Source organism: Streptomyces sp. NPDC096046, assembly GCF_040303285.1.
Classification (GTDB): Bacteria; Actinomycetota; Actinomycetes; order Streptomycetales; family Streptomycetaceae; genus Streptomyces.
Genome location: NZ_JBEOSZ010000012.1, coordinates 73,063 through 97,667, shown reverse-complemented (window position 1 = coordinate 97,667; position 24,605 = coordinate 73,063). Strand labels below are relative to the sequence as shown.

Annotated in this window: 17 protein-coding genes and 3 pseudogenes; 7 read left to right on the top strand and 13 right to left on the bottom strand. The window is 73.1% G+C overall.

Annotated elements, in window-relative coordinates:
- Complete coding sequence (locus ABTX62_RS13660) at positions 1–807, top strand: ABC transporter permease (RefSeq protein WP_352116328.1); 807 nt, start codon at positions 1–3, stop codon at positions 805–807.
- 9 nt (positions 808–816) lie between these two features.
- On the opposite strand, the pseudogene ABTX62_RS13655 reads toward ABTX62_RS13660, so the two are convergent.
- A pseudogene (locus ABTX62_RS13655) lies at positions 817–1,419 on the bottom strand (MFS transporter); the annotation flags it as partial.
- A 246-nt stretch (positions 1,420–1,665) separates the two neighbouring features.
- Between ABTX62_RS13655 and ABTX62_RS13650 the strand changes: the two are divergent.
- Positions 1,666–2,985: a jacalin-like lectin gene (locus ABTX62_RS13650; protein ID WP_352116326.1), complete on the top strand. Its 1,320-nt coding sequence runs from the start codon at positions 1,666–1,668 to the stop codon at positions 2,983–2,985.
- Between the two features lie 314 nt (positions 2,986–3,299).
- Here the strand turns inward: ABTX62_RS13650 and ABTX62_RS13645 are convergent, their stop codons facing one another.
- From ABTX62_RS13645 to ABTX62_RS13610, 8 genes and pseudogenes are all read right to left on the bottom strand, one after another.
- The gene (locus ABTX62_RS13645) at positions 3,300–4,112 is read right to left on the bottom strand and encodes an isocitrate lyase/PEP mutase family protein (protein WP_352116325.1); all 813 of its coding nucleotides are present in this window, start codon (positions 4,110–4,112) and stop codon (positions 3,300–3,302) included.
- A 76-nt stretch (positions 4,113–4,188) separates the two neighbouring features.
- Positions 4,189–5,868, bottom strand: a complete 1,680-nt coding sequence (locus tag ABTX62_RS13640; protein ID WP_352116324.1) for a DUF2264 domain-containing protein — start codon at positions 5,866–5,868, stop codon at positions 4,189–4,191.
- Between the two features lie 79 nt (positions 5,869–5,947).
- Positions 5,948–6,994, bottom strand: a complete 1,047-nt coding sequence (locus ABTX62_RS13635; protein WP_352116323.1) for a rhamnogalacturonan acetylesterase — start codon at positions 6,992–6,994, stop codon at positions 5,948–5,950.
- A gap of 307 nt (positions 6,995–7,301) precedes the next feature.
- Positions 7,302–8,714 (bottom strand): RICIN domain-containing protein, encoded by a 1,413-nt coding sequence (locus ABTX62_RS13630; protein ID WP_352116322.1) that lies wholly within the window; start codon positions 8,712–8,714, stop codon positions 7,302–7,304.
- A gap of 1 nt (position 8,715) precedes the next feature.
- Positions 8,716–9,837 (bottom strand): glycoside hydrolase family 43 protein, encoded by a 1,122-nt coding sequence (locus ABTX62_RS13625; RefSeq protein ID WP_352116321.1) that lies wholly within the window; start codon positions 9,835–9,837, stop codon positions 8,716–8,718.
- A 454-nt stretch (positions 9,838–10,291) separates the two neighbouring features.
- The gene (locus ABTX62_RS13620) at positions 10,292–11,119 is read right to left on the bottom strand and encodes an MOSC domain-containing protein (RefSeq protein WP_352116320.1); all 828 of its coding nucleotides are present in this window, start codon (positions 11,117–11,119) and stop codon (positions 10,292–10,294) included.
- Between the two features lie 23 nt (positions 11,120–11,142).
- On the bottom strand, positions 11,143–12,261 hold the full coding sequence (locus tag ABTX62_RS13615; protein WP_352116319.1) for an aminoglycoside phosphotransferase: 1,119 nt from the start codon (positions 12,259–12,261) through the stop codon (positions 11,143–11,145).
- A 9-nt stretch (positions 12,262–12,270) separates the two neighbouring features.
- Positions 12,271–13,687: pseudogene (locus ABTX62_RS13610) on the bottom strand (amino acid permease).
- A gap of 131 nt (positions 13,688–13,818) precedes the next feature.
- On the opposite strand from ABTX62_RS13610, the gene mmuM reads away from it, so the two are divergent.
- A complete protein-coding gene (gene mmuM, locus ABTX62_RS13605; protein ID WP_352116317.1) occupies positions 13,819–14,730 on the top strand; it encodes a homocysteine S-methyltransferase in 912 nt (303 codons plus the stop codon).
- A 310-nt stretch (positions 14,731–15,040) separates the two neighbouring features.
- Here the strand turns inward: mmuM and ABTX62_RS13600 are convergent, their stop codons facing one another.
- Positions 15,041–16,645 (bottom strand): carboxylesterase/lipase family protein, encoded by a 1,605-nt coding sequence (locus ABTX62_RS13600; RefSeq protein ID WP_352116316.1) that lies wholly within the window; start codon positions 16,643–16,645, stop codon positions 15,041–15,043.
- A 507-nt stretch (positions 16,646–17,152) separates the two neighbouring features.
- Between ABTX62_RS13600 and ABTX62_RS13595 the strand changes: the two genes are divergently transcribed.
- Together ABTX62_RS13595 and ABTX62_RS13590 are read left to right on the top strand one after the other, a co-directional pair.
- Positions 17,153–18,196 (top strand): LacI family DNA-binding transcriptional regulator, encoded by a 1,044-nt coding sequence (locus ABTX62_RS13595; RefSeq protein ID WP_352116315.1) that lies wholly within the window; start codon positions 17,153–17,155, stop codon positions 18,194–18,196.
- Positions 18,197–18,474: 278 nt separating this feature from the next.
- Complete coding sequence (locus tag ABTX62_RS13590) at positions 18,475–18,879, top strand: VOC family protein (RefSeq protein WP_352116383.1); 405 nt, start codon at positions 18,475–18,477, stop codon at positions 18,877–18,879.
- Here the strand turns inward: ABTX62_RS13590 and ABTX62_RS13585 are convergent.
- Together ABTX62_RS13585 and ABTX62_RS13580 are read right to left on the bottom strand one after the other, a co-directional pair.
- A pseudogene (locus ABTX62_RS13585) lies at positions 18,862–19,548 on the bottom strand (helix-turn-helix domain-containing protein); the annotation flags it as partial. The gene ABTX62_RS13590 and the pseudogene ABTX62_RS13585 sit on opposite strands and share 18 nt — an antisense overlap.
- A 145-nt stretch (positions 19,549–19,693) precedes the next feature.
- Positions 19,694–20,665, bottom strand: coding sequence for an AraC family transcriptional regulator (locus ABTX62_RS13580; RefSeq protein ID WP_352116314.1), 972 nt, complete (start codon positions 20,663–20,665; stop codon positions 19,694–19,696).
- Positions 20,666–20,746: 81 nt separating this feature from the next.
- On the opposite strand from ABTX62_RS13580, the gene ABTX62_RS13575 reads away from it, so the two are divergent.
- On the top strand, positions 20,747–21,616 hold the full coding sequence (locus tag ABTX62_RS13575; protein WP_352116313.1) for an NmrA family NAD(P)-binding protein: 870 nt from the start codon (positions 20,747–20,749) through the stop codon (positions 21,614–21,616).
- A 12-nt stretch (positions 21,617–21,628) separates the two neighbouring features.
- On the opposite strand, the gene ABTX62_RS13570 is transcribed toward ABTX62_RS13575, so the two are convergent.
- Positions 21,629–22,825 carry a YihY/virulence factor BrkB family protein gene (locus tag ABTX62_RS13570; protein WP_352116312.1) on the bottom strand — a complete coding sequence of 399 codons (1,197 nt, stop codon included), beginning with the start codon at positions 22,823–22,825 and terminating at the stop codon, positions 21,629–21,631.
- 110 nt (positions 22,826–22,935) lie between these two features.
- On the opposite strand from ABTX62_RS13570, the gene ABTX62_RS13565 reads away from it, so the two are divergent.
- Entirely contained in the window at positions 22,936–24,570 is a 1,635-nt protein-coding gene (locus tag ABTX62_RS13565) for an acyl-CoA dehydrogenase family protein (RefSeq protein WP_352116311.1), read from the top strand.
- Positions 24,571–24,605 lie beyond the last annotated feature (35 nt).

Here is a 24,605-nt window from a genome sequence, read left to right as displayed (position 1 = left end):
ATGTCGCTGAAGGCACTGCGGATCGTGTGGCGGGTGACGGCGCTCAACTTCCGCGCGCAGCTGGAGTACCGCACCGAGTTCCTGCTGATGATCGCGATCGGGGCGATCTGGCAGGTGTCGGTGATCGTGTTCGCGACGGTGCTGTTGTCGCGGTTCGCCGGGATGGGCGGCTGGGACAGCTCCGACGTGCTGCTGATCCCGGCGACGCGAATGCTGGCGCACGGGCTGTTCGTGCTGTTCCTGGGGCGCATGCACTGGGCCGGCCGGCAGGTCCAGGAGGGCAGGATCGACATCTATCTGATGCGCCCGATGCCGGTCCACCGCCAGATCCAGCTGGCGTTCTTCCCGACGAACGCGATCGGGGACCTGACGGTGGCGGCGGGCCTGATGGTGGGCGCGCTCTCCCGCAGCGAGCTGGACTGGACGACGGGCCGCGTGACGTACCTGATCGCGGCCGTCCTCGGCGGCATGCTGCTGGAGGCGGCCCTGTTCACGGTGCTGGCCAGTGCGTCGCTGCGCTTCCCGGCCGCCGACCTGTGGGGCCGCTGGCTGGAGGAACTCCTCGGCACCTTCGGCAGCTACCCCCTGAACGTGCTGCCCAGGGCGGTGGGCGGCTTCCTGACCTTCGGGCTGCCGCTCGCGTTCGTCGCCTACTTCCCGGCGGCGGTCCTGACGGGCCACGGCCACTCGACCGGAGTCCCGTACTGGCTCGCGGCGGCCTCACCGCTGCTCGGGCTGCTGGCGTATCTGGCAGCGCGCGGGCTGTGGAAGTGGAGCCTGCGGCATTACAGCGGGATCAACGGCTGACGGTCCGGCCCGGCCCGGCCTGTGGACGGGGGTGAACAGGGCGGCCACGGCGAGCAGGACGCAGGTCGCTCCGGCGGCCGGGGCGACCGGTGCCGTGCCCTGTTCCTCCGCGGCCCAGGTGAGCACGGCGGCACCGATCGGCGCCGCCGCGTAGTGAAGGGTCCAGAACGCGGAGGTGACCCGGCCCAGGGGGTGTTCCGGAGTGACCTCCTGGCGGAGCGACAGCGAGCAGGTGCCTTCCATGGCGGCACCGGCGAGGAAGGCGGCACTCAGGGCCGCGACGGCCGGCACGTCACGCGCCCAGCCGAGACCGGCGAACGCCACACCACAGCCCGCGACCGAGCCGGTCCACGTCGGCCCGAAGCCGAGGCGGCGACGGATCCCGGCCACGAGCAGGGCGCCGGTGATGGTGCCGAGCGCGCCGACGGCCATGACGGTGCCCACGGTGCCGTCGTCGTGCCCGAGGTCGTGCTTGAGGTGGTGGATGACCAGGTCGTGGATGCCGAGGGTGAGGAAGCTGAAGACGAACAGCGGCACCGTGAGCCAGCGCAGCACGGGGTGGCCGTGACCCCCGGTGGGACGCGCAGCGGCTTCCGCCGGGCCTGCGGCGCGTCCTGGTCGACGGCGACCCGCCCACGCAGCGCGCCCTCTTCGCCGGGACCGAGGAGGCGGCGCGCGGGGCCGGGCACGGCCAGGTCCCCGGCTCCTGGGGCGGGGATCTGGGCCTGCCGCGTCCCTTCCGACACGAGGGTGTTCCCCATTGTTCGCGCGGCTCCCCTTGCGCACCGGGGGCGTTGCCCTCGAACCTGAGCACCGTTCAACTCCTCCCCTTCGCCTCTCCGACCGGAGACACCCCCCATGCAGAGACTGATCGGCACCGCCGTGGCCGCCGCCCTGGCCGTCACGAGCCTGACGACCGCCACCGTGACACCCGCCGCCGCCGCGGACTCCGGCTCCTTCAACGTCCTCACCTACAACGTCGCGGGCCTCCCCGAAGGCCTGAGCTCCGGCAGCCCGGAGAAGAACACTCCGCTGATCTCCCCCCGGCTCGGGGCGTACGACCTCGTCAACGTGCAGGAGGACTTCAACTACCACGCCGCCCTGTACGCGGGCGACAACCACGCCCACCGCACCGCGACCAGCGGCGGCGTCCCCTTCGGAGACGGCCTCAACACCCTCTCGGACATGCCCTTCGAGGACTTCCAGCGGGTGAAGTGGAACAAGTGCACCGGCACCAACTGCCTCACCCCGAAGGGCTTCTCCCTGGCGCGGGTACGGCTCGCCGAGGGTGCCTTCCTGGACCTCTACAACGTGCACACGAACGCGGACTCGACCGACGACGCGCTCGCCGCCCGTCGCGCCAACGTCGAGCAACTGTCCGCCTTCATCCGGGCGAACTCGTCCGGCAACGCGGTGATCGTCATGGGCGACACCAACACGCGCTACACGCGCGCCGGCGACAACATCCGCACCCTCGTGACCGAGAACGGCCTGACCGACGCATGGGTCCAGCGGGTGAAGGGCGGGACGCCCCCGGCGCAGGGCGGTGACCCGCTCCTCTGCCCCACCACGGCACCCCCGAACGACTGCGAGGTCGTGGACAAGGTCCTCTACCGCGGCAGCCGGCTGCTGAGCCTGGACGCGACCCGCTACAGCAACGCGTGGGCGTCCTTCCTGGACCCGGCCGGCGGCAACCTCTCCGACCACTTCCCGCACGCGGTCGACTTCTCCTACACCCTCAACTCGTCGCTGCGCGCGAGCGACTTCTTCGGCGGTCCGCACGGCACGGCCTTCAACGACGCGGACGACCTGCCGCCGGCCCCCTCTCCCCGCACCCTGACCCTGCGCGGCAGCGCCCGACTGGACGCCGTGTCCCTCACCCACGACGGCGGTACCACCCTCACCCACGGCGGCACGGGCGGCACCGCGACTTCCCTGACCCTGGCCGCCGGTGAGCACCTGACCTCGGTCAGGCTGACGCAGGGTCGGAAGGACGGCCGCACGCGCCTGTTCTCGGCGGCCTTCACGACGGACCGGAACCGCACCCTGTCCGCCGGCACGGCCACGTCCGACGCGAAGACCTTCACCGCTCCCTCCGGCTGGCAGATCGTGGGCTTCACCGGCCGCTCGGGCGCCGAGGTCGACAAGCTGGGGATGGTGTACGCGCCGATCCGCTGAGCGGACCGGGCCGGCACCGCGGGGCCGGGTGTCCCGGCCCCGCGCGACGGCGTCCCCGGCGCTACGACCTTCCACGGCCACCGCGCCCTGGAGTCCACGGGAGCCTTCGGCGCGCCCCGCGACGTACAGGCCGCGTGGGGCAGGGCGATCCACGCCCCGCACACACTGCTCCGGACGTGGCCCCGCGCGAAGGGGACACCCGAGGGCCGAACCGGCCCGCCCCGAGGACACGGCCGGCGTCAGGACCGAGGTCTGCTCGCCGGCACCGGCCCCTGGACCGTGACCGTTCGGCGGCCACCCACCGATCAGCCGCGTCAACACGCTCCGGGTCGATACACCCGGCCGGCGGTGAAGGCCGCCACGGCGTCGTAGGAAGGCATCGCACCCGTCGGTGCCCGGCCGGCTCGCAGGTCCGCCATCGCCTCCAGGGCCGCGCCCAGCGCCCGCCGGTACAGCAGCGAGCCGAGGCTGACGCGGTGTACGCCCGCGTCGGCGAGGTGCGCGACGGACGGGCCGCCGGGCGAGTAGAGGACGTTGAGGGGCACGTCCAGACGGCGCACCAGCGCCTCGATCGCCCGCAGGTCGGTGAGGCCGGGGACGAACACCCCGTCCGCGCCCGCCTGCCGGTAGGTGTCCAGGCGCGCGAGGGTGCCGTCGCCGTCGCCCAGCCAGTGGGTGTCGGTGCGGGCGTTGACGAACAGGCCGGGAGCGGCCAGCTTGACCGCCTTGATCTTCGCCACGTGCCGGGCGGCCGGTCCGAGCCCGTCCTCCAGGTTGATGCCGACCGCCCCGACCGCGTACAGCTGCCGAGCGAACTCCCCCACCTCGTCCGGGTCGTCGCTGAACCCGCCCTCCGCGTCGACGGACAGCAGGAACGGTCCGGACCCCAGGGCCGCGGCGAGCCGCCGGGTCTCCTCGCGCGTGGCCGCCACCCCGTCGGGCAGTCCCGCGGCCGCGGCGACGCCCAGGCTCGTCGTCCCGATGGCCGGGTGGCCCTGCTCCGCGAGGGCCCGCGCGGACGCGTGATCCCAGGCGTTGGGCAGGAGCAGGGGCCGCCCGGCGTGGTGGAGGGCGGTGAAGGCGGTCAGGGACCGGCCGGACGGCGTCTCCCGCGGATCTGCGCTCATGCCACCATGCTGGGCCCGGCTCGCTTCGGCGCGGACCGAACCGTGGCAGCCGTGGGCGAACCCGGCCGGGCATGCGTCAGTCGACGGTCACACCGGCCCCGTCCAGCCGGACCCGCACCTGGGGCCCCTCGCTCCAGTGGGCCGTGAACTCCGCGCCGGAAGCGGTCACGGTGACCGTTTCCGCCAGCGGGTCCGCATCCGTCTCGGCGGTGAGCCGGGCCAGGGCGACGAACAGGGTGGAGTCCCCGGTCGTGACGCCGGTGAGGTCCTCGTCGAGGCCGGCCGCGGGCAGCAGTTCCGCCCGGACACCGTCCGGTGCGCTCCAGCCGGTCACCCGGACCCGCGACCCCGGCTCCGCGCCCACCACCAGATGCGCGCGCACCTCCACCGCCCCGCGCGCCAGCACCACACTCGTCACCCGGGCTCCCCCGCCCGCCGCGTGCCGGGACGCCACCCAGCCGTCGCCCACGCCGAGCGGTTCGATGCCGGTGCGGCCCGGGTCCCCGGCGACCAGGACGCTGTTGTCGTACGAGTCCGCGGGCGTCGTCACGGTGGAGTACGCGAGCCGCGTGTAGTACGGGTCGTAGCGGACGTCCTCACTGCCGTGGTTGTGCAGGCGGACCACGCCGTCGGAACGGGTCGCCTGGAGCAGCCAGTTGGGCGGACCGACCGGGGTGACGAAGTCCGCGCGCTCGGCGGCGGCGGGTTCCTCCGGTGCCGTCCACACCTCGTGGTCCGGGGGCAGCAGCAGGCCGAGGAAGCCCTTGCTCGCCCAGTACGGGGAGGCCGGGCCCGAGTAGCCCTGCAGGACGGACTCGTCGGGGCCGTGCCAGCCGAGGGAGAGCAGGCCCCGGTCGTCCACCGCGCCCCGCTCCAGGAAGTACTTCAGCGCGCCCGAGGCCAGCCTGCGGGTCTCGCCGGGGGGCAGGGGCGTACGGCCGGTCAGCGCGCCCAGCCACAGCGGGGCCGTCGTCGCGAAGCGGTACGTCAGGGAACGGCCCTGGTGCAGCGGGGCGCCGTCGCCGCCGAAGAGCAGGGCATAGTCGGAGAGGTGGCGCGAGAGGCGGTCGCCGTACAGGTCCAGCAGGCGCTCGTCGTTCTCCAGCCAGGCGTGCAGCACCGGGTAGAGGTGCATCGCCCAGCCGTTGTAGTAGTCGTACTTGCGGCCGTCGCCGTCGGTGTACCAGCCGTCGCCGACGTACCACTGCTCGATGCGTTCCAGGCCGCGGTCGATCGCCGCGCGGGAGGCTTCCGGCTCGTGGCCGATCTCGGCCAGGAAGCCGCCCACCATGACCGGGAAGAGTTCCCAGTTGCAGGGCCAGGGCTCGGCTGTGAGGGCGTCGGCCAGCCAGTGCACCGTGCGCTGGCGTACGGCGTCGTCCAGGCGGTCCCAGAGCAGGTCCCGGGTGAGACGGAGGGCCAGGGCGACGGACGCCGCCTCCACCAGGGGCTGGCTGCGGTCCTCGATGCGGGGCCAGACGCCCGAGACGCCGGCGGCGAGGCCGGTCGCGTAGCGTTCCAGGGCCTTCTCGTCGCGGCGGAAGGCGGCGAGCAGCAGGGTGCGGGCGTAGCCCTCCAGTCCGTCGGAAAGGCGGCCCGACCAGCTCGCCCGGTCGCCGGGCAGGTGGTAGAGCGCGCGGTCCCCGCTCGCGTACGGTTCGACGGCGGTGAGCAGGGAGTCGGCCGCCGCCTCCCAGTGGGCGCGGGTGTATCCGGTGAACGGGGATGTCGTGCGGTCGGCGGGAGGCAGCTGCATCGGATGTCTTTCGGGCACGGGCCGGCCGGAACGGACCAGACCTGGAGCGCCCCGGTTCCGGTCGGGGCGCCCCAGGGGTTCATCCCACCCGCACCATGCCCTTCGGCACCAGATGCCGGGTGACGAGTTCGTCGCGGACGAGGCCCGCGTAGGCCGTCGCCCCGCGCACGGAGGTGTGCGTGTTGTCCCGCGCCTCGTTGGTGAGGTACAGCGCTTTGGAGCCTTCCACGCCGAGGGACTCCACCAGCGTCCTGGTCTTGGCCGTGAGGTCGATCAGCGGGACGCCGCGCGCCGCGGCGACCGAGCGGATGACGGCCGGGTGGTCGACACCGAGGCCGTTGACCAGGAGCGCGGTTCCGTTGTTCAGCGTGCCGTCGGAGTTGAACCAGCGCCGCACGATGGGAGTGACAAGGACCGGCTGTCCGCCCCGCTCCCGGACGCCCGCCACCAGGGTCTCCAGGTTGGCCCGGTAGGTGGCCTCGTCCGTGGTCTTGTCGTTGTGGGCGAGCTGGACGAGGACCAGGTCGCCGGGGCGGATCAGGGGCCGTACGGTGGCCCACAGCTTCGGGTTCCCCAGATACGAGACCGTACTCTCCCCGGAATCGGCATAGTTGGCGACGGACACACCCTTGCGGAGGTACTGGGGCAGTTGCTGGCCCCAGCCGGAGTACGGGGCGCCGGGCTGGTCGCAGACGGTGGAGTCGCCGACCAGGAAGATCTGGCGGGCGTGCCGGGCCCGGGTGACCTCGATATCGGCGAGGGCCGGGGCGGAGCCGCCGATCCGCAGGTCGAGGCCGGGCGTTCCCTCGGGGCCGGTGGGCTCGCCCTCGGGCGTGCGGACGTTCACGGTGAAGCTGCGGGTGACCCTCCCCGTGCCGGCCGGTGCGGCCGTCTCGGGGAGCAGGGAGCGGCGGGTCTCACCGCTGATGCTCGTGCTGGACGCCGTCTTCCCGCCGAGGGTGACGCGGACGTCGTAGGTGCCCGGCGGAACGTCGAAGTGGCAGGTGCCGGTGGCGCAGTGCGCGAGCCCCGGTCCTCCGCTCGCCTCGCCCGCGTGGGCGGGCACGGACGACAACGCGGCACCCAGGGTCACCGCCGCCACGACGGCGCTGCTGAAACGTCTCACTCCGGGCTCCTCTCCCCGCACGACAAGACCTGGAGGGGGACCGTACCGGTATCGACAAGCGCTTACTAGCCCCCGAGCAGCATTCACCGGATCTTCGGCAACGCCTGACTGAAAGCACTTTCACGAAAACGATTCAACGGCCACCGGTCTCCCGTGACCGTCGGACGCGGGCACGATCTGGCGGATCGGCGACCGGAACGGCACGCCACAGCCGGGTTCAAGAAGACGGCCGCCCGGGCGGGCCGCCGCACACACCCCGCGCAACGGGGGTGACGACGGCCCACGCGAGCGGCCGGCTCGGGGCGGGTCAGGTACCGCGTGTCCACTGCTGGTTGGTGCCGCCGTTGCACGTGTACGTGATGAGGGCGGCGCCGTTGGCGGTGGATCCGCCGTTCACGTCGAGACACTCGCCACTCGCACGGGACTTGACGTTCAGGTACGAGCCGGTGGTGGTCAGCGACCACTGCTGGCTCGTCGCGGAGGAGGCGCAGTTCTCCTGCGTGACCGTGCTCGCGTTCTCCCGCACGCACAGGCTGCTGTTCCTGACCATCAACTGGTAGTAGCCGTTTCCGACGGACTTGAACCAGTACCTCTGGTTGGCGCCGCCGTTGCAGTCGTACTGCTTGAGCTGGGCGCCCGCCCACAGCGACTGGCTCGTCACGTCCGCGCACTTGGAGGAGTGGCGGGCGATCAGCGTGTGGTACGTGGCGGTGGTGCCGGTGACGGTCCCGGCGGCGGTGTCGACGGTGAGCTCGGGGGTCCAGGACATGGACATCGTCGTGGAGTTGGGGAAGGTCAGCGGCAGCCACACGTACCGCGAGTCGTTGACCGTGCCGCCGAAGGAGTTGCCCCAGCGGTCGCCCAGGTACAGGTACGAGGTGCCCGCGGTGCCCTGCACGGGCAGGACGAACGCGGTCTGCGAACCGTACGTCGTCGAGTCGCCGACGCTCTTCATGGCCGACCAGGGGCCGGCGATGCTGGTGGCCGTGGCGTACTGCTGCTGGTTGGGGTTCCAGCCCGTGGCGCCCGAGGTCAGCATGAAGTAGACGCCGCCCCGCTTGAACAGCGCCGGGGCCTCGCGGTGGCCGCCGGGCCAGGGGTTGGCGACCAGGCCGGCGATGCCCGTGTAGTCGGCGGTGAGGCGGTAGATCTGCAGGTCGTAGTTCTCCCGGGCGGCGGAGATCATGTAGCCGGCGCCGTCGGTGTCGACGAAGACCGTGATGTCACGGGACATGTGCCGGTCGAGCGGCCGGAAGCTGCCCTTCCAGGTGTAGTTACCGTCGACGGTGTCGGAGACGGCGACGGCCGCGCGGGCCTCGCTGTAGTCGGTGCCGTTCTCCTTGTGCATCCACATCACGAACTTGCCGGTGGAGGCGTTGTACATGACCTTCGGCCGCTCGATGTTGGCGGTCGCGAGTTCCGGGGCACCGGCCTCGGTCAGGACGTGGTTGCGGAACTCCCAGTTCTTCAGGTCGGTCGAGCGGTAGGCGTCGACGTACCGGAAGGTGTTGTCGGCGTTGCGGTGTTCGCCGAACCAGTAGTAGTAGGTGCCGACCTTGAGGACGCCGCCGCCGTGCGCGTGGACGGGGCTGCCGGAGGTGTCCGTGAACTGGGTTCCGTTGGTGATGGTCTGGGGCGCGGCCTGGGCGGGGCCGCCGGTGGCGAGGGCGCCGAACAGCCCGAGGCACAGGGCGAGGAGGGCGGCGTGGGCACGTCTCATGTCAGTCGCTCACCTTCACCGTGTCGGCGACCGGGACGCCGAAGTCGGGGGTGCCGTCGCGCTTCCAGCCGAGTTTCTGGACGCGGGTGTGGCGGTTGGGGTCGTTCAGCGGGTCGCCGTTGATCTCCTTGTACTGGCGGGCGTGGTAGACGAGGACGTCGGTGCGGCCGTCCTCGGCGACCGTGAAGCAGTTGTGGCCGGGGCCGTACTGCTTGGTCGTGTCGTTGCTGGTGAAGACCGGGGCCGGCGACTTGGACCAGCTCACGGGGTCCAGGAGGTGGCTGTCGGCGTCGGCGGTCAGCAGGCCCACGCAGTAGTTGAAGTCGGTGGCGCTGGCCGAGTACGTCATGAAGAGGCGGCCGTTGCGCTTGAGGACGTACGGGCCCTCGTTGACCTTGAAGCCGACGCACTCCCAGTCGTACTCCGGGGTGGACAGCCGCACCTGCGGGCCCTTCAGGGTCCACGGGTCGGCCATCTCGGAGAGGAAGACGCCGGTGTTGTTGTCCATTCCGGGCTCGTGCTGCGCCCAAGCGAGGTAACGCTTGCCGCGGTGGGTGAAGGTGGTGGCGTCCAGGGAGAAGGTCTCCCAGGCCGTCTTGACCTGGCCCCGCTCCACCCAGGTGCCCTTGAAGGGGTTGGGGTGGGCGTTCTCCAGCACCCATATGCGGATCGCCCAGACGTCCTCGGCGGGCGCGGAGGCGAAGTAGATGTACCACTTGCCGCCGATGCGGTGCAGTTCGGGCGCCCAGATGTGGGCGCCCATGGGGCCGGTGGCGTGGGCCCGCCAGATGACGGACTCGTCCGCCGTGCCGAGGCCGTTCAGGGTGCGGGAGCGGCGCAGGATGATGCGGTCGTACTCGGGGGCGGTGGCGGTGAAGTAGTAGAAGCCGTCCTTGTGCCGGTGGATGTGCGGGTCGGCACGGTTGCGGACGAGGGGGTTGACGACGGACGGCGGCTTCGGGTGCCCGCCGGGGGTCTCGGCAGCGGTTTCCGTCCGGGGTGCCGCCCCGGCGACGCCGGGGAGGGCGGGGACGGTGGCCAGGGCGCCGGCTGCTGCGGCGCCCTTCAACAACAGTCTGCGGCTGGGGGGTTCGGGCAGAGCGTGGTCGCGGTCGCGGCTCATGCGCAGGGGGCCTGCCTCTCACTGGGGACACACGGCGTTGCCATTCCAACGACATCTGAAATTTCGAACACCATCTGTCATTACGAACGCCGAAAACGTAAGGGGGCGGCACGAGGAGGTCAACGGGTCTGACGGGACGAACACATCGCGCGCGTTGCGGCAGCGGCAGCCGCCGAATCGCTCGTCATCGGCGGGGACATGGCCCGTCTCCGGTCATGTGCGCGGCCTCACTCACACCGCGGCGGCCTCCTCGGGCATCCCCGCGGCGGTCGCTCCCCTGGTCACCGCCCCCGGCGGTCGCCGCTCCCCCGGCGGTGGCCGCCGTCGCCCGGGACGTCACGGCCGAGGTGCGGTCGCCCGGTCGTCGGGGAGGCTCCTCAAGCCCGTCGAACCGGTGCTCGCCGTGCGGACCGTCCGCCGTGGCGCCCCTGTTCGGTCGGCCCGGGTTCCGGTGTCACAGCTCGGACTCGCGCCACACCGTGACGTCCACCTCGTCCCCCACCGTCACCCTGCCGGGCCGCAGTACCGCATACTTCGTGCCGAAGGCGACGCCGCCCTGGGCGGCGCGGCGGTAGCCGGCGAGGGTACGGAGGGGTTCGGGGCCCGCCCGGGTGCCTGCCTGCTGGTCGACCAGGGTGACCGCGCAGCGGATGGCGAGTTTGGCGTAGCCGAGTTCCGTGGTGCCGATGCGCAGGCGGTGGGCGCGGTCCTCCGTGTGGGGGTCGTCCCAGCCGTCGATGACGAGGTTGGGGCGGAAACGGTCGAGAGGAAGGGGGCGGGCACCGCGGTCGATGAGCTTGGTGGCGAGGAGGTCCAGGGTGGCGCGGGAGATGACGTGCAGGGCGCAACTGTCGGCGTAGCCGGAGGTGCCCGGTGTCAGGCCGTCGGTCACCCTGCTGTGTTCCGGCGGGACCCGCACCAGACGGCTCCGGGCGCCGAGCCGCGCCGAGAGCCAGTCCGCCGCCTCGTCGCCCTGGTCGATGCCCTGGTAGGCGGTTCCGAACAGGTCCACCTTCCGCCGGGTGCCGGAGGTGTCCACCCGGACATGGAGGGACTCGGCCCCGGGCGCGGTGAGTGTGAGGTGGCCGCCGTCGGGGGCGATCAGGGGGCGGATGACGGCCAGCAGCGGATCCCTGCGCTGTGTCCGGTACACGCCCTCTTCGCCGACGACCATGAAGTCGCGGTCGTGCGCCAGTCCGGCCGGCGTCAGCAGCGCCTCGGGCACCGACGTCCCGGCACAGCCCTTGACGGGGTAGTACGACAACGCGACGACTCGGGCCATGGCCTTCGGTCCCCCTCCGCGCTTCAGCGGCCGCTGGGGGCTTCGGGAAAGCCGAGCCGGGGAGCCAGCAGCCGGGCCTCGGCGGCCCGCTCGGCCAGGAACTCCAGGGCCAGGCCGCGTTCGCGGTAACGGAGTTCTGCCGGGGCGGCGCGATCGCCGCCGTGGGCCGCCCGCTCCTCGTCCGCCCGCGCCGGCATCAGGGCCGTGTGCCGGCCGTACTTCACCGCGGAGGCGCACACCCCGAGTCGTACGAACTGTTCGTCGCCCCGCCAGCCGCCGCGGCGCAGGCCGTGCACGTAGGCGTCGTAGGCCGCCTTGGCCAGGCCCGGCAGGTCGGCGGCGGGCACGAACAGGTCGAGGACGCAGTCGGGCAGGTACGTGCCGAGGTCCTCCCCGAGGGCGCCGTCGCCGGTGAACGCCCAGTCGAACAGGACACTGGTGCCCGGGCCGTCGGAGCGGAGGTTCGCCGGCCGCTGGTCGAGGTGGGAGAGGGCGCGGGGCAGCGACTCCATGACCGTGAGGAACCACGCGCGGTCGTGGTGGAGGCGGGCCAGGTCCTCGCGCAGGCCGGGCGGGAAGTGCCGCCGGAGCAGGGGGTGTTGCCACGCCTCGTCGTCGTCGAGCGTGGCCTGGCCGGTCGTCTTCCCCGAGATGTGGTCCCGCAGGAAGCCCTGCGACAGCCAGGGGGTGTCCTCCCCCGCGCCGACCGCGCCCTGCGCGGCGCCCAGGCGGTGGGCGTGGTCGACGTGGCGGGTGAGGGACCAGGCGGTCGCCGGTTCGCCCGGCACGTCCTCCAGCCACAACGCCACGTCACCGTCCGGGCGTTCGGCGCACTCCAGCAGCCGGGGCGCGCGGATGCCCTGCGGCTGCCAGACCTGGGCGAGGCCGGACCGGTAGACGTACGCCTCGCGGCGCCAGAACTTCGGGTGGCGCGGGTCGTTGGACGCCGACCAGGCGACGCCGGTCTCCTTCGTCCGCGTCAGCACCTTCAGGACGGCCGAGCGGTCGCCGCCCGTGACACGCCACACCCCGGCCGTGACGCCGTTGCCGGGGTCGTGCGGGAGCGGCTCGAACACCGCCTGGTCCGCCGGGACTCCCAGGACCTCACGTACTTCGGCATGCGCTGCAGCGACCTCGGGCATCCCCCGATGCTATGCCGACACCTCCGCCGTGTCCTTGCGCCCCCGCAGCCACACGTACACCGGGATACCGGCGAAGAGGAACAGCACTCCCTGGTAGACGGCGGCGTACCCGGCACCGGCGATCAGCCAGAAGGAGAACCCGAAGGAGAGGACGGCGACCGTCAGATCCCGGGCGAGGACCGCGGGGCGATGGGGGCCCCTCCCGCTCGAGCGAAGCCGAGAGTGGGGGAGCTCGCGCGTGCCGCGGGCCAGCCAGTACAGCTGGGCCGCCGCCGACAGCAGGTACGGCACACAGCCGGTGAACGTGGTGATCAGTACGAGGACGCGGAAGGTGGTGTCCGGGCCGGCCGTGTAGTTGAGGGCGATGAGCAGCGAACCGAGGGTCACACAGGCCCACACGCCGAAACCGGGGACGCCGCCCTTGCCCAGCCGTGCGAAGGGAGCCGGGAACAGACCGTCGCGGGCGGCGGCGTAGGGCATCTGCGCGGCCATGAGGATCCAGCCGTTGAGGCAGCCGGTGATGGAGGCGACGGCGACCAGGGCGATGACGGTACCGCCCCAGCCGCCCCCGGCGATCGCATCGACCGCGTCGGCGAACGGGGCGCCCGACTCGACGAGCCGGTCGTGCGGGACGAGGCCGAAGACGGCGACCGTGCCGAGGACGTAGACGAGGGCGGACGCCAGGGTGCCGAGGACGCTCGCCCGGCCGACCGTGCGCTCGGGATCGCGGACCTCGCCCGCGCTGACCGCGGCCGACTCCACTCCGAGGAAGCTGTACAGCAGCAGCGCGGCGGAGGCGGCGAGCGCGCCGGAGACGCTCTGGCCGGAGGCGTTGAACGGGCCGAAGTTGTCCGCGTCGACGAAGAACAGGCCGATCGTGGCGAGCAGGAGCAGCGGCACGAACTTCAGGATCGTGGAGACCACCTGCACGGCGCCCACCCAGCGCGTACCGGCGAAGTTCGCCGCGGCGGGCAGCCAGAGGGCGGCCAGGGCGACGGCGGCCTGGAGGGCGTGGTCGCCGTGCAGGGGTATGAGAACGTCGACGTAGCCGACGACGGCGACGGCCAGGGCGGCGATGCTGACCCAGCACATCGTCCAGTACGACCAGGCCGACAGGAATCCGGCGAACTCACCGAAGGCGTCCCGCGGGTAGACGTACAGGCCGCCGGTGACCGGGCTGCGCCGTGCCAGCCGGCCGAAGAGCAGGGCGAGCAGGACGGCTCCGACCGACAGCACGAGGAAGGCGAGCAGGCTGACCGTGCCGTACGGGGCGACGGTGGCGGGCAGGACGAAGATGCCGCCGCCGATGATGTTGCCCATGACGAGGGCCGTGGCGGCGGCGAGGCGGGGTCACGCCGGTGGGCGCGGCCGGCTCGGGGGACGCGGGACCGGCGGGTTCGGCGTCGGCGGGGCGGGGGGCGGTCATGGGCGTTCCTGTACGAGCGGAGGGGGGAGGGCCGTGATCGTAACCCGCTGTCCCACATGCTGGTCGACCTGTTCACGCACTGGACGCACTCGGCTGGGATGCGCCGCTGTTTCTGGACTACCGTCGTCGTCATGACCAGCACCCTCACCCTCGCCGAAGCCCTCGCCGCCGGGACGGTCGTCCTGGACGGCGGCATGTCCAACCAGTTGGAGACGGCCGGGCACGACCTGAGCGACGAGCTGTGGTCGGCGCGGCTGCTCGCCGAACAGCCGGAGGCGGTGACCGAGGCGCACCTCGCCTACTTCCGGGCGGGCGCGGACGTGGCGATCACCTCCAGCTACCAGGCGACGTTCGAGGGTTTCGCCACGCGCGGGATCGGTCATGACCGGGCCGCCGAACTGATGGCGCTGAGCGTGGAGTCGGCCCGCGAGGCGGCCCGGCGGGCGCGGGTCCCGCGGCCCTTGTGGGTGGCGGCCTCGGCCGGTCCGTACGGGGCGATGCTCGCGGACGGTTCGGAGTACCGGGGGCGCTACGGGCTGAGCGTGGACGAGCTGGAGCGTTTCCACCGGCCGCGCCTAGAGGTGCTGGCCGCCGCCCGGCCCGACGTCCTCGCGCTGGAGACGGTTCCCGACGCGGACGAGGCCGCGGCCCTGGTGCGGGCGGTGCGCGGGCTGGGGGTGCCGGCCTGGCTGACCTACTCCGTCGCCGGTGGCCGCACGCGCGCCGGGCAGCCGCTGGAGGAGGCCTTCGCCCTGGCCGCGGAGGCGGACGAGGTGATCGCGGTGGGGGTGAACTGCTGCGCGCCCGAGGACGTGGAGGCCGCGGCGGCGACTGCGGCGCGGGTCACCGGCAAGCCGGTCGTCGTCTACCCCAACAGCGGCGAGACCTGGGACGCCGGGGCACGCGCCTGGACCGGCCGTTCCACCTTCACCGCCGACCAGGTGAAGGGCTGGCGGCAGGCGGGGGCCCGGCTGATCGGCGGCTGCTGCCGGGTGGGCCCGGAGGGGATCTCGGACATCGCGGGGACGCTGGCAGCCGCGTAGGACGACGGCGCCCCGGCCGCCGACGCAATCCCCGCACACCCATCCCGCCCGGACGACGGTCACCCCGGAGACGCCGACAACCGCAAAGGACAACAGCGCCCCGGCCGCCGACGCAATCCCCGCACACCCATCCCGCCCGGACGACGGTCCACCCGTCCTACGAGGAACTGGGCCGCTTCAGCGACCGCACGGCCCTGGAGCACACCCGGGGACGAACGCCTGCCGCCGGGCACGCACGTGGTGGTGAGGACTCGGTGGGATCTCCCTGGCCCCGCCGGCCGCACGGCCCACCCGGCGGGCGCGAAGCACGTCAGTGCCGGCGGAGTGCCCCGGAGCGCCGGAGGCGTCGTACGGCCGATCGCAGTTCCGTGCTGCGGGCGGGCGAACCGTCGGACGGGATCGACACGGGCGGGGGCTCCGGGGGTCTGAGGGCGTCGGCCCGCCAGAGGGCGAGTTCCCGGTCGCGGGGACCGTGGGCCGTGTAAGCCAGGCCGTCCTCGGCGTCGGGCGCGCGGTCTCCGAAGACCCGCACCGGATGGTCGCCGTTCCAGCGCTCCCAGCCCGGGTCGCCGTCCGTCGCGAACCGCACCCACGCCGTGTGCATCGCGTCGGCCAATTCCTGCGGGGCCTCCTCCCCCGCCAGTTTCCGGGACTCCTCGACGTCTCCGGTGTCGAAGACGAAGCCCAGCTCCAGCGCGTGGCAGGCGCCGAGCCCGGGCAGGTTCGAGGGCCAGGCGAACTCGTAGACGTACGACGGATCCGTACGGGCGTCGGCCAGGTGGTGCAGGGGGATGCGCAGCAGATGGTCGGTGACGAGCTGGCCGACGAGGTCCGCCGTGCTCGCCTCCGGATGCAGGCTGCGGTAGCCGCGCGGTACCTCGCTGCCGCAGTGACAGCGGGCCATGGCCCCCGCGATGGCGACGGCTCCGAGACGGTCGACGCGCTCCAGCAGGCCGCCGGGCACCAGCCACAGCCGGTACTCGTCGCGGGTCCAGCCCAGCAGCAGTTCGACGCCCGGGGCGGCGCCGCCCTCCGTGAGGGCCTCCATCGGGTCGCGCGGGACGACGTCACCATCGATGACGAGGCCGAAGGCGGGTCCGCCGACCACCGGGCTGCCCAGTTTCCCCACGTCGGCCTGGGTGCGCAGCAGCAGATCGCGGTCGACGGCCGCGAACGCCTCGGCGGTGGCGGGAATCTTCAGCCGGGAGGCCATCCGGCGCACCATCCGTCGCACCCTGGCCCGCTCGGACGCCTCCGGCGGGCCGCTCTGCAGCACGGCCCGGCGGACCAGCCCCTGGGTCTGCGGGGCGGCGAGGAGGGCGCCGACGCTGATGGCGCCGGCGGACTGGCCCGCAAGCGTGATGCGGCCGGGGTCGCCGCCGAACGCCTCGATGGCCTCGTGCACCCAGGTCAGGGCGGCGATCTGGTCCCGCAGCCCGGGGTTCGGGGGCGCGTCCGGGAACAGCCCGTACCCTTCAACGCCCAGCCGGTAGTTGACGGAGACACAGACCACGTCGTCGCGGGCGAAGGCGTGACCGTCGTACACGGGTACGGCGGAGGAGCCCCTGGTCAGGGCGCCGCCGTGCAGCCAGACGAGGACGGGGAGGTGCGCTGCGGGGTCGGGCTGCGGGGTCCAGACGTTGAGGTTGAGGCAGTCGTCGCCGGGCACGACCGGGTCGGACAGGTAGGGGGCGAAAGCCTCGGAGTACGGCGGTTTCGGTGAGGTCGGGCCGAAGGCGCCGGCGTCGCGGACGCCGTCCCAGGGCGGCAGCGGCACGGGCGGGCGGAAACGGCGGGGGCCGAAGGGCGGGGCGGCGTACGGGATGCCGCGGAAGACCGCGACCCCGCGCTCGTACCGGCCCCGCAGGGCACCGTGGGGCGTGCTCACCACGGGGTCCGCCTGGTCTGCCATCATATGTCCACCAGCCCCTCACCGCGCTCGTGCACCCTGCAGATCAGAGCAACTCATCGTGGCCCGGTATTCCGGTGCGTGAGGGGGTGATACCGCCATGCGGCGGACATCGGTGTGCCGAACGGTGTGCGGGTGGCCTTCCGCGACGGCACCCGGGGCGTCCCGGGTGGTCGGCGGCGCCCGGCCGTCGGGTCCTTACGGGTCGGCCGGCTCCCTGACACGGCATCCGACGATGTGGGCGGGCAGCACGCCCGGGACGGCCTCGTGGACGCGTCGTTCACGGCGGACTTCACCGGGTTTCGGCTGAACTGCACACCCGGCTGCGGGCGTTGTTCGACGTTTCGAAAGTTTTGCCCGGCGCGTAGCAAAGAATTCGGTTGTCTTCCCGCCGTCCTGCGCCGCACCTACAGTAGGAAGCGCTTTCTGCCCGGCCGGATCTCGTGACCGCCGTGTGCAGCACTGGTCGAAACTTTCCACGGCCCACGGGCGGGCCGGAGAGGTGGGTTCCCGATGGTCCGTACGGCGAGTGCGAGCGTGACGGCCGGTCCGACGCTGGCGGTCGTGGCGCGCGAGGCGGGGGTGTCGGTGCCGACCGCGTCGAAGGTGGTCAACGGTCGCGAGGACGTGGCACCCGAGACCCGCCGCCGTGTGACCGAGGCGCTGGACCGGCTCGGGTACGTGCGCAGACCTCGCTTCGACGCGGCGAAACCGCCCCGGCTGATCGATCTGGTCGTGCACTCGCTGGAGAGCTCCTGGTCGGGCGCGGTGCTGCACGGGGCGGAGGAGGCGGCGCACGACGCGGGCCTGGAGGTCGTGGTGTCGGCGGCGCTGATCCGCTCCCGGGTCGGCCGCCCGGAGCGCGGCTGGCTGGACAAGCTGGTCGCCCGGGGCTCCTCCGGGGTCCTGTTCAACCTGGCCGAGCTCAGCGACTCGCAGTACGCGTGGCTGGAGCAGCACCGCATCCCGTTCGTGATGCTCGATCCGGTGCAGGAGCCGCCGGAGGGCGTGGTCTCGGTGGGGGCGGCGAACTGGCAGGGCGGTCTGACCGCCACGGAGCATCTGCTGTCGCTGGGGCACGAGCGGGTGGCCGTCATCGCCGGTCCCCGCCGCACGATGTGCAGCAGCGCCCGGGTCGCCGGGTACCGCTCGGCGCTCGCGTCGGCCGGGGTCCGGCACCGCCCCGACTACGTCCGGCACGCCGGTTTCGACGAGCGGGTCGCCCACCGCCGCATGCTGGAGCTCCTCGACCTGCCCGAGCCGCCGACCGCCGTCTTCGTCTGCTCGGACCGGATGGCGCTGGGTGTCTACGCGGCCCTGGCCGACAGGGGGTTGAGGGTTGCGGACGACATCAGCGTGGTCGGCTTCGACGACCTGCCCGAGGCCCGCTGGGCCTCCCCCGCCCTGACCACCGTCCGCCAGCCGCTGTCCGAGATGGCCGCGACGGCCCTGCGGTCGCTGCTGCGTCTGATGGACGGCCATCATCCGGAGTCCACGCGCACGGAGCTGTCGACGCGTCTGGTGGAAAGGGCGAGCACGGCGGCGCCGCGCGCGTAGGAGGTGCCGGGGCCTCGGTGGCGTCGACCTCGAAGTCCCCGACGGGGCGCAGGGCGGCGACGCCGGCCGGGAGGGAGTCGTGCCGGTGGCCGGTGGCCGGTGGCGCGGGTGTGGACGAGCAGTCGTGGTGCCGTGACATCCGAACGCAGGTATCCGAGGCGGCCGGGCAGGCCGGTTCGGTGACCGAAATTTTCGGGCCCGGCGCCGCCCGGCCCGGCCGGGCCGGGGTGTCCGATTCGTTCAAGACCGGGCTGCGCGGGTCTGCCTACGGTGACTCCATGACCGCACGATTCGATGCCATCGGCCTGGTCGTCTCCGACATGGCCGCCTCCGTCACGTTCTACCGCCGGCTCGGGTTCGCCTTCCCGGACGGTGCCGAGGAACAGCCGCACGCCGAGGCCGGACTGCCCGGCGGGCTGCGGCTGATGTTCGACACCGAGGAGACGGTCCGCTCCTTCCTGCCCGAGTGGCGGCCGCCCGCCCCGGGGGGCCGGACCTCACTGGCCCTGCGGTGCGACGGGCCGCGCGAGGTGGACGCCCTCTACGAGGAACTGGTCGGCTCCGGGTACCACGGCGAGCTCAAGCCGTGGGACGCCTTCTGGGGCCAGCGGTACGCCGTCGTGCTCGACCCGGACGGCAACGGGGTGGATCTGTTCGCCCCGTCGGCCACCGCGGCCGAGTAGCTCCCCCAGCGGCAGGCCGGCCAACTCCCTCACGTCCCGCGCCAGATGGGCCTGGTCGGCGTAACCCGCCCGGGCTGCCGTCTCAGCGAAGGGCACACCGCTCCGGGCCAGCGCGAGGGCGCGGTTCAGCCGCAGGACGCGGGCCAGGGTCTTGGGTCCGTAGCCGAAGGCGGACAGCGAGCGGCGGTGCAGCCGGCGGGCGCCGACGCCCAGTGCGTCGGCGGTGGCGGCGACCGAACGGCCCGCGTCGAGGGCGGTGACGATCTGCCGGAGCAGCGGGTCCGGGGGTTCGGTGCCGGCCGCCTGCCGCAGTGCCAGGTCCTCCAGGCCGCTCGCCGGGTCGCGGGCCGCGTTCACACGGTCGGCCAGTCGCCGCACCCGCGTGGCCGGCCACAGGTCGGCGAGCTCGACGCGCCGGTCACGCAGCTCGTGCGCCGGCACGCCCAGGAGCGCCGGGGCCGTGCCCGGGTAGAAACGGACCCCGGCCCAGGGGCCGGCCGCACCGTCCGGAAGGTGGGCGCGGGTGTCGGGCCCGGCGACCAGCAGCCGCCCGTCGTGCCACAGCAGATCCATGCACCCGTCGGGCAGGACCCGCCCCGCTCCGGGCGGGGACGGGGTGTTGGTCCAGACGACCGCCCCCGGCAGCCGCGACGCCCGCTCCGCGTACACGGGGCCAGGCTACGCCGTGACACGGGGGCCGCGCGGAGTCCGGTGCCTCGCTCCGCTGCCTCGCGCCCTCGATCGCGCGATCGGCGCCTCCTCTGCCGTGCGCCCCCGATACGCGCGCCACGGCGGCACCTCCGGGCCCGGCGCGCTACGTCACCCGCCCCCGGTACTCCACCGGACTCACCCCGTACACCCGCTTGAACGCCGTCGACAGGGCGAAAGCGCTGCCGTAGCCCACCTCGCGGGCCACCGCGTCGAGGGTGTCGGTGGAGTCGCGCAGGCGGTCGGCGGCCAGGGCCAGGCGCCGGCCGGTGAGGTAGGACATCGGGGGTTCGCCCACCAGGCCGGTGAAACGGCGGGCCAGCGCGGCACGGGACACCCCGGCCTTCGCTGCGAGCGCGGCAACGGTCCAGGGGTGGGCCGGGTCGTCCTGGAACAGGCGCAGCACACCGCCGACGACCGGGTCGGCGAGGGCCCGGTACCAGGCCGGTGCCTCCGCCTCGGGGCGTGCGAACCAGGCCCGCAGCGCGGCGATGACCAGCAGGTCGAGCAACCGGTCCAGGACGACCTCCTGGCCGGGCTCGTCCCGGACGATCTCCTCGGTGAGGTACGGCGTGAGGGGGCAGTCCCACACGTCGGGCGTGAGGGCGAGCAGGGGCGGCAGGGCGTCCAGCAGCCGCCCGCTGATCTCGCCCTGCAACGGGTAGGTGCCGATCAGCATGACGGTGGCCCCGTCGAGCCGGTCGCCCCAGGTCCGGACGCCCAGGTCCATGGAGCCGTTGAGGGGCCGTCCGCCGGGGTAGCGGCACTCCTGGTGCGGCAGGATCACCGCCTGCGGTGCCGTGTCGGGGGCGTCGGCGCAGGTGTACGGGTCGGGGCCGCGGGCGATGGCGAGGTCCCCGGCGCCGAGCCGCGTGCACGCGCCCCGTCCGGGCACGATCCAGGCCTCGCCGCGGACGACGAGCATCACGGTGAGCGGGGCCCGGTCCTCCACGCGCACCGCCCACGGCGGGTCGAAACAGGCCCTGATCATGAACGCGCCCCGCGCGCGGGGGCCCTCCAGGAGACCTGCGAGGGGGTCCCCCCGCGTGAGGGTGTTCGAGCGTGGAGGCGCGTCCATGGGGCCAGCGTAGACGCGGGCGTATGGGAATGAGCCGTTCAGCGATGGTTCCGGACGGTGTACGGCAGTTGACTCGACGGCATGACGAACACGGCGGAGCACACGGCACGGAACACGGCACGGATTCCGGGGGAGATGACGGTGGTGGTGACGGGCGCCTCGGGGCGTACCGGCAGCCGGGTGGCGCGGGCCGCGACGGCGGCCGGGCTCATGGTGCGGGCGGCGTCGCGCACGACCGGCTTCGACTGGTGGGACGGCTCGACCTGGGCGGACGCCCTGCGCGGCGCCGACGCGGCCTACCTCGTCCACCCCTCGGACGTCGGCGCTCCGGGGGCCGCCGAGGCGGTCGGCGACCTCGCGCGGGAGGCGGTCGGGCTCGGGGTACGGCGGCTGGTGCTGCTGTCCGCGCGCGGCGAGGACCAGGCCCTGCCCACCGAGGAGGCGCTGCACGCGTCGGGGGCGGACTGGACCGTCGTACGGGCCGCGTGGTTCGCGCAGAACTTCAGCGAGGGTCCGCTGGTGGCGGAGCTGCGGGAGCACGGGGAGCTGGTGTTCCCGGCCGACGAGGTGCGCGAGCCGTTCCTCGACGTGCGGGACATCGCGGACGTGGTGGTGACCGCGCTGACGGCCGGAGACCGGTATGCGGGGCGCACCCTCACGCTCTCGGGGCCGCGTTTGCTGACCTTCGGGGAGGCGGTGGCGGAGATCGCGGGGGCGACGGGGCGTCCGCTGACGTACCGGGCCGTCTCGACACGGGAGTACGGGGAGGCGCTGGTGGGGTTCGGTGTGCCGCCGGAGGAGGTGACGCGGATGACGGAGATCTTCGGCACCCTCCTCGACGGCCGCAACGCCCGCCTCTCCGGCGGGGTGCGGGAGGTGCTGGGCCGCGATCCCCGGGACTTCGGCGATTTCGTGCGCGAGGAGGCCGCGGCCGGGACCTGGCGGGCCTGAGACCGGCGTCCGTCACCTCTCCTCGGGCGGCCGTCCTTCCCCGTTGACCTGGGTGGTCTTCACCTGGGCGTTCTTCACGTGGGCGTTCTTCACGTGGGTGCTCTTCACGTGGGTGCTCTTCACGTGGGTGCGCAGCCGGGACGACACGTCCTCCGGAGGCAGGAAGCGGGACCAGCGTTCCGGGAACTCGGAGGGCATGTCGGGATCGGCCTCGCCCGCGGCGGTGGCGCGTGCGACGTACTCGGCGACCTGGGCCTGCCGCAGCCGTTCGTTGGCCTCACGGGCCGCGGCGGTGGCGGCGGCCGGCCAGACCCGGTCGATGGCGGCGTTGACGGCGGCCCCGACGAGCACGGCGAACGCGGACACACCGATCCACAGCAGCACGGCGACGGGCGCGGCGAGGGAGCCGTAGATCGTGGGGCCCTCCACCGTGCTGGACAGGTAGATCCGCAGCAGGAAGCTGCCGAGCACCCACATGCCGAGGGCGACCAGCGCGCCGGGCACGTCCTCGATCCACGGGGAGCGGACCGGGACGGACACGTGGTACAGCGTCGTCAGGAAGGCGATCGACAAAAGGATCACCACCGGCCAGTACAGGACCTGCACGACCGTCGTCGACCACGGCACGACCCGCACCACCGCGTCCGGCCCGGCCACCATCAGCGGCAGCGCGACCGAACCGATGAGCAGGGCCACGATGAACAGCAGGAACGCCATCAGGCGGGTCTTGACGATGCCCCGGACACCGTCGAGGCCGTACATCACGGTGATGGTGTCGATGAAGACGTTCACCGCGCGGGAGCCCGACCAGAGGGCGAACAGGAAGCCGATGGAGATGACGTCGGGCCGGCCGCCCTTTATCACGTCGTGCAGGATCGGCTGGGCGATCTCGCGCACGCCCCGGTCGGACAGGACCGTGCGGGAGGCCTCCAGGAGGCTTCTCTGGAGGCTCTCGATGGTGTCGGCGCCGGTCCAGGCGTCGACGTAGCCGAGCAGTCCGATCATGCTCAGCAGCAGCGGCGGCACCGACAGCAGCGTGAAGAACGCGGCCTCGGCGGCGAGGCCCAGGATGCGGTATTCGATGCAGGAGTTGACGGTGTCCTTGAGCAACAGCCAGGCGGTCTTGCGTTTGGAGACGTTCCGGTACAGGGCCCGCGCCCGGTGGAGGCGCCCGGAGGGCGTGTCGGGGGTGTCACTCGCTGGCTGCACCCCCTAACGGTATCCGTCGTGCCCGGCCCCACTCACCCACAGGCCGGGTCTTCGCGGACCGGCCCGGGTCCGCCGGGTGCCAAGGTGCCACCGCGGGGTACTTTCGCAGCATGGCAGGCAGCACCCACACCGTGACGAACCAGGTCCCGCCGCTGGTCGGCTATGACGTCTTCTCCGCCGACCGGGCCCTGGCCGCCGCGGTCGGCCGGCACCTCGACCCGGAGCTGCGCGAGGAGGTCCTCGGCGAGCTGGCGGCACTCGGCCGGACCTCCGGCTCGGCCCAGGTGCAGGAGTGGGGGAGGCTGGCGAACGAGAACCCGCCCCGGCTCCTCACGCACGACCGGTACGGCAACCGCGTCGACGAGGTCGAGTTCCACCCCTCCTGGCACCGGCTGCTCGGCAAGGGCGTCTCGGCCGGTCTGACGGCGGCTTGGGACCGGCCGGCCGGGCACCTGCGGCGGGCCGCAGCCTTCCTGGTGTGGACGCAGGTCGAGGCCGGCAACGGCTGCCCGCTGTCCATGACGCACGCGGCGGTGCCCGCCCTGCGCCATGACCCGGACCTTGCCGCCGAGTGGGAACCGCGGCTGACGTCCATGATCTACGAGCGTGAGCTGCGGCCCGCCCACCTCAAGGCCGGGGCGCTGTTCGGGATGGGCATGACGGAGAAGCAGGGCGGCAGCGACGTCCGGGCGAACACCACGTCGGCCCGGCCGCTCGCCGAGGACGGGACGTACCAGCTGACCGGGCACAAGTGGTTCTGCTCGGCGCCCACGTCCGACGGTTTCCTGGTGCTGGCGCAGGCGCCGGGCGGGCTCACCTGCTTCCTGGTGCCGCGGCTGCTGGCGGACGGCACGCGCAACGTGTTCCTGCTCCAGCGGCTCAAGGACAAGCTCGGCAACCGGTCGAACGCCTCGGCCGAGGTCGAGTTCGACGGGACCTGGGCGCGCCGCGTGGGCGAGGAGGGGCGCGGGGTGCGCACCATCATCGAGATGGTCGCGGCGACCCGGCTCGACTGTGTGCTGGGCTCGGCGGGGCTGATGCGGCAGGCCGTGGCGCAGGCGGTGCACCACTGCACGTACCGCGAGGCGTTCGGCGGGAAGCTCGTCGACAAGCCGCTCATGCGCAACGTCCTGGCCGACCTGGCGCTGGAGTCGGAGGCGGCGACGACCCTGGCGCTGCGGCTCGCGGCGGCCTGCGACGACGGGGGCGAGCAGGAGCGGGCGCTGCTGCGGATCGCCGTGCCGGCCGCCAAGTACTGGGTGACCAAGCGGTGCCCGTCCGTTGCCGTGGAGGCGGCGGAGTGCCTCGGCGGCAACGGGTACGTGGAGGAGTCCGGAATGCCGCGACTGGTGCGCGAGTCGCCGCTGAACTCCGTCTGGGAAGGCGCGGGCAATGTCCAGGCGCTGGACGTGCTGCGGGCGTTGCAGCGGGAGCCGGGGGCGCTGGACGCGTATCTGCGGGAGGTCGGGCAGGCGCGCGGCGCCGATCATCGCCTCGACGCGGCCATCAAGAACCTGCTGACCGATCTCGCCGACCTGGAGGGCGTGGAGGGGCGGGCGCGGCGGCTGGCGGAGCGGCTCGCGCTGGTGCTCCAGGGCTCGTTGCTGGTCCGTTTCGCGCCACCGCAGGTCGCCGACGCGTTCTGCGCGGGGCGGCTCGGGGGCGACGGGGGCGCGGTCTTCGGGACGCTGCCGCACACGCTGGACCTGGCGTCGGTGGTGGAGCGGGCCCGGCCGGTGTCCTGACCCGGTCCGACCTCGGGTGAACGGGAGAAACGGGG

What these genes read in the sequence shown, in the direction of transcription:
- ABTX62_RS13630 (WP_352116322.1), bottom strand. Translation starts at nt 8,714, where the DNA reads ATGAGACGTGCCCACGCCGCCCTCCTCGCCCTGTGCCTCGGGCTGTTC.
- ABTX62_RS13645 (WP_352116325.1), bottom strand. Translation starts at nt 4,112, where the DNA reads ATGAGCGCAGATCCGCGGGAGACGCCGTCCGGCCGGTCCCTGACCGCC.
- ABTX62_RS13590 (WP_352116383.1), top strand. Translation starts at nt 18,475, where the DNA reads ATGACCGCACGATTCGATGCCATCGGCCTGGTCGTCTCCGACATGGCC.
- ABTX62_RS13565 (WP_352116311.1), top strand. Translation starts at nt 22,936, where the DNA reads ATGGCAGGCAGCACCCACACCGTGACGAACCAGGTCCCGCCGCTGGTC.
- ABTX62_RS13580 (WP_352116314.1), bottom strand. Translation starts at nt 20,665, where the DNA reads ATGGACGCGCCTCCACGCTCGAACACCCTCACGCGGGGGGACCCCCTC.
- ABTX62_RS13600 (WP_352116316.1), bottom strand. Translation starts at nt 16,645, where the DNA reads ATGATGGCAGACCAGGCGGACCCCGTGGTGAGCACGCCCCACGGTGCC.
- mmuM (WP_352116317.1), top strand. Translation starts at nt 13,819, where the DNA reads ATGACCAGCACCCTCACCCTCGCCGAAGCCCTCGCCGCCGGGACGGTC.
- ABTX62_RS13575 (WP_352116313.1), top strand. Translation starts at nt 20,747, where the DNA reads ATGACGAACACGGCGGAGCACACGGCACGGAACACGGCACGGATTCCG.
- ABTX62_RS13640 (WP_352116324.1), bottom strand. Translation starts at nt 5,868, where the DNA reads ATGCAGCTGCCTCCCGCCGACCGCACGACATCCCCGTTCACCGGATAC.
- ABTX62_RS13650 (WP_352116326.1), top strand. Translation starts at nt 1,666, where the DNA reads ATGCAGAGACTGATCGGCACCGCCGTGGCCGCCGCCCTGGCCGTCACG.
- ABTX62_RS13625 (WP_352116321.1), bottom strand. Translation starts at nt 9,837, where the DNA reads ATGAGCCGCGACCGCGACCACGCTCTGCCCGAACCCCCCAGCCGCAGA.
- ABTX62_RS13620 (WP_352116320.1), bottom strand. Translation starts at nt 11,119, where the DNA reads ATGGCCCGAGTCGTCGCGTTGTCGTACTACCCCGTCAAGGGCTGTGCC.
- ABTX62_RS13660 (WP_352116328.1), top strand. Translation starts at nt 1, where the DNA reads ATGTCGCTGAAGGCACTGCGGATCGTGTGGCGGGTGACGGCGCTCAAC.
- ABTX62_RS13615 (WP_352116319.1), bottom strand. Translation starts at nt 12,261, where the DNA reads ATGCCCGAGGTCGCTGCAGCGCATGCCGAAGTACGTGAGGTCCTGGGA.
- ABTX62_RS13595 (WP_352116315.1), top strand. Translation starts at nt 17,153, where the DNA reads ATGGTCCGTACGGCGAGTGCGAGCGTGACGGCCGGTCCGACGCTGGCG.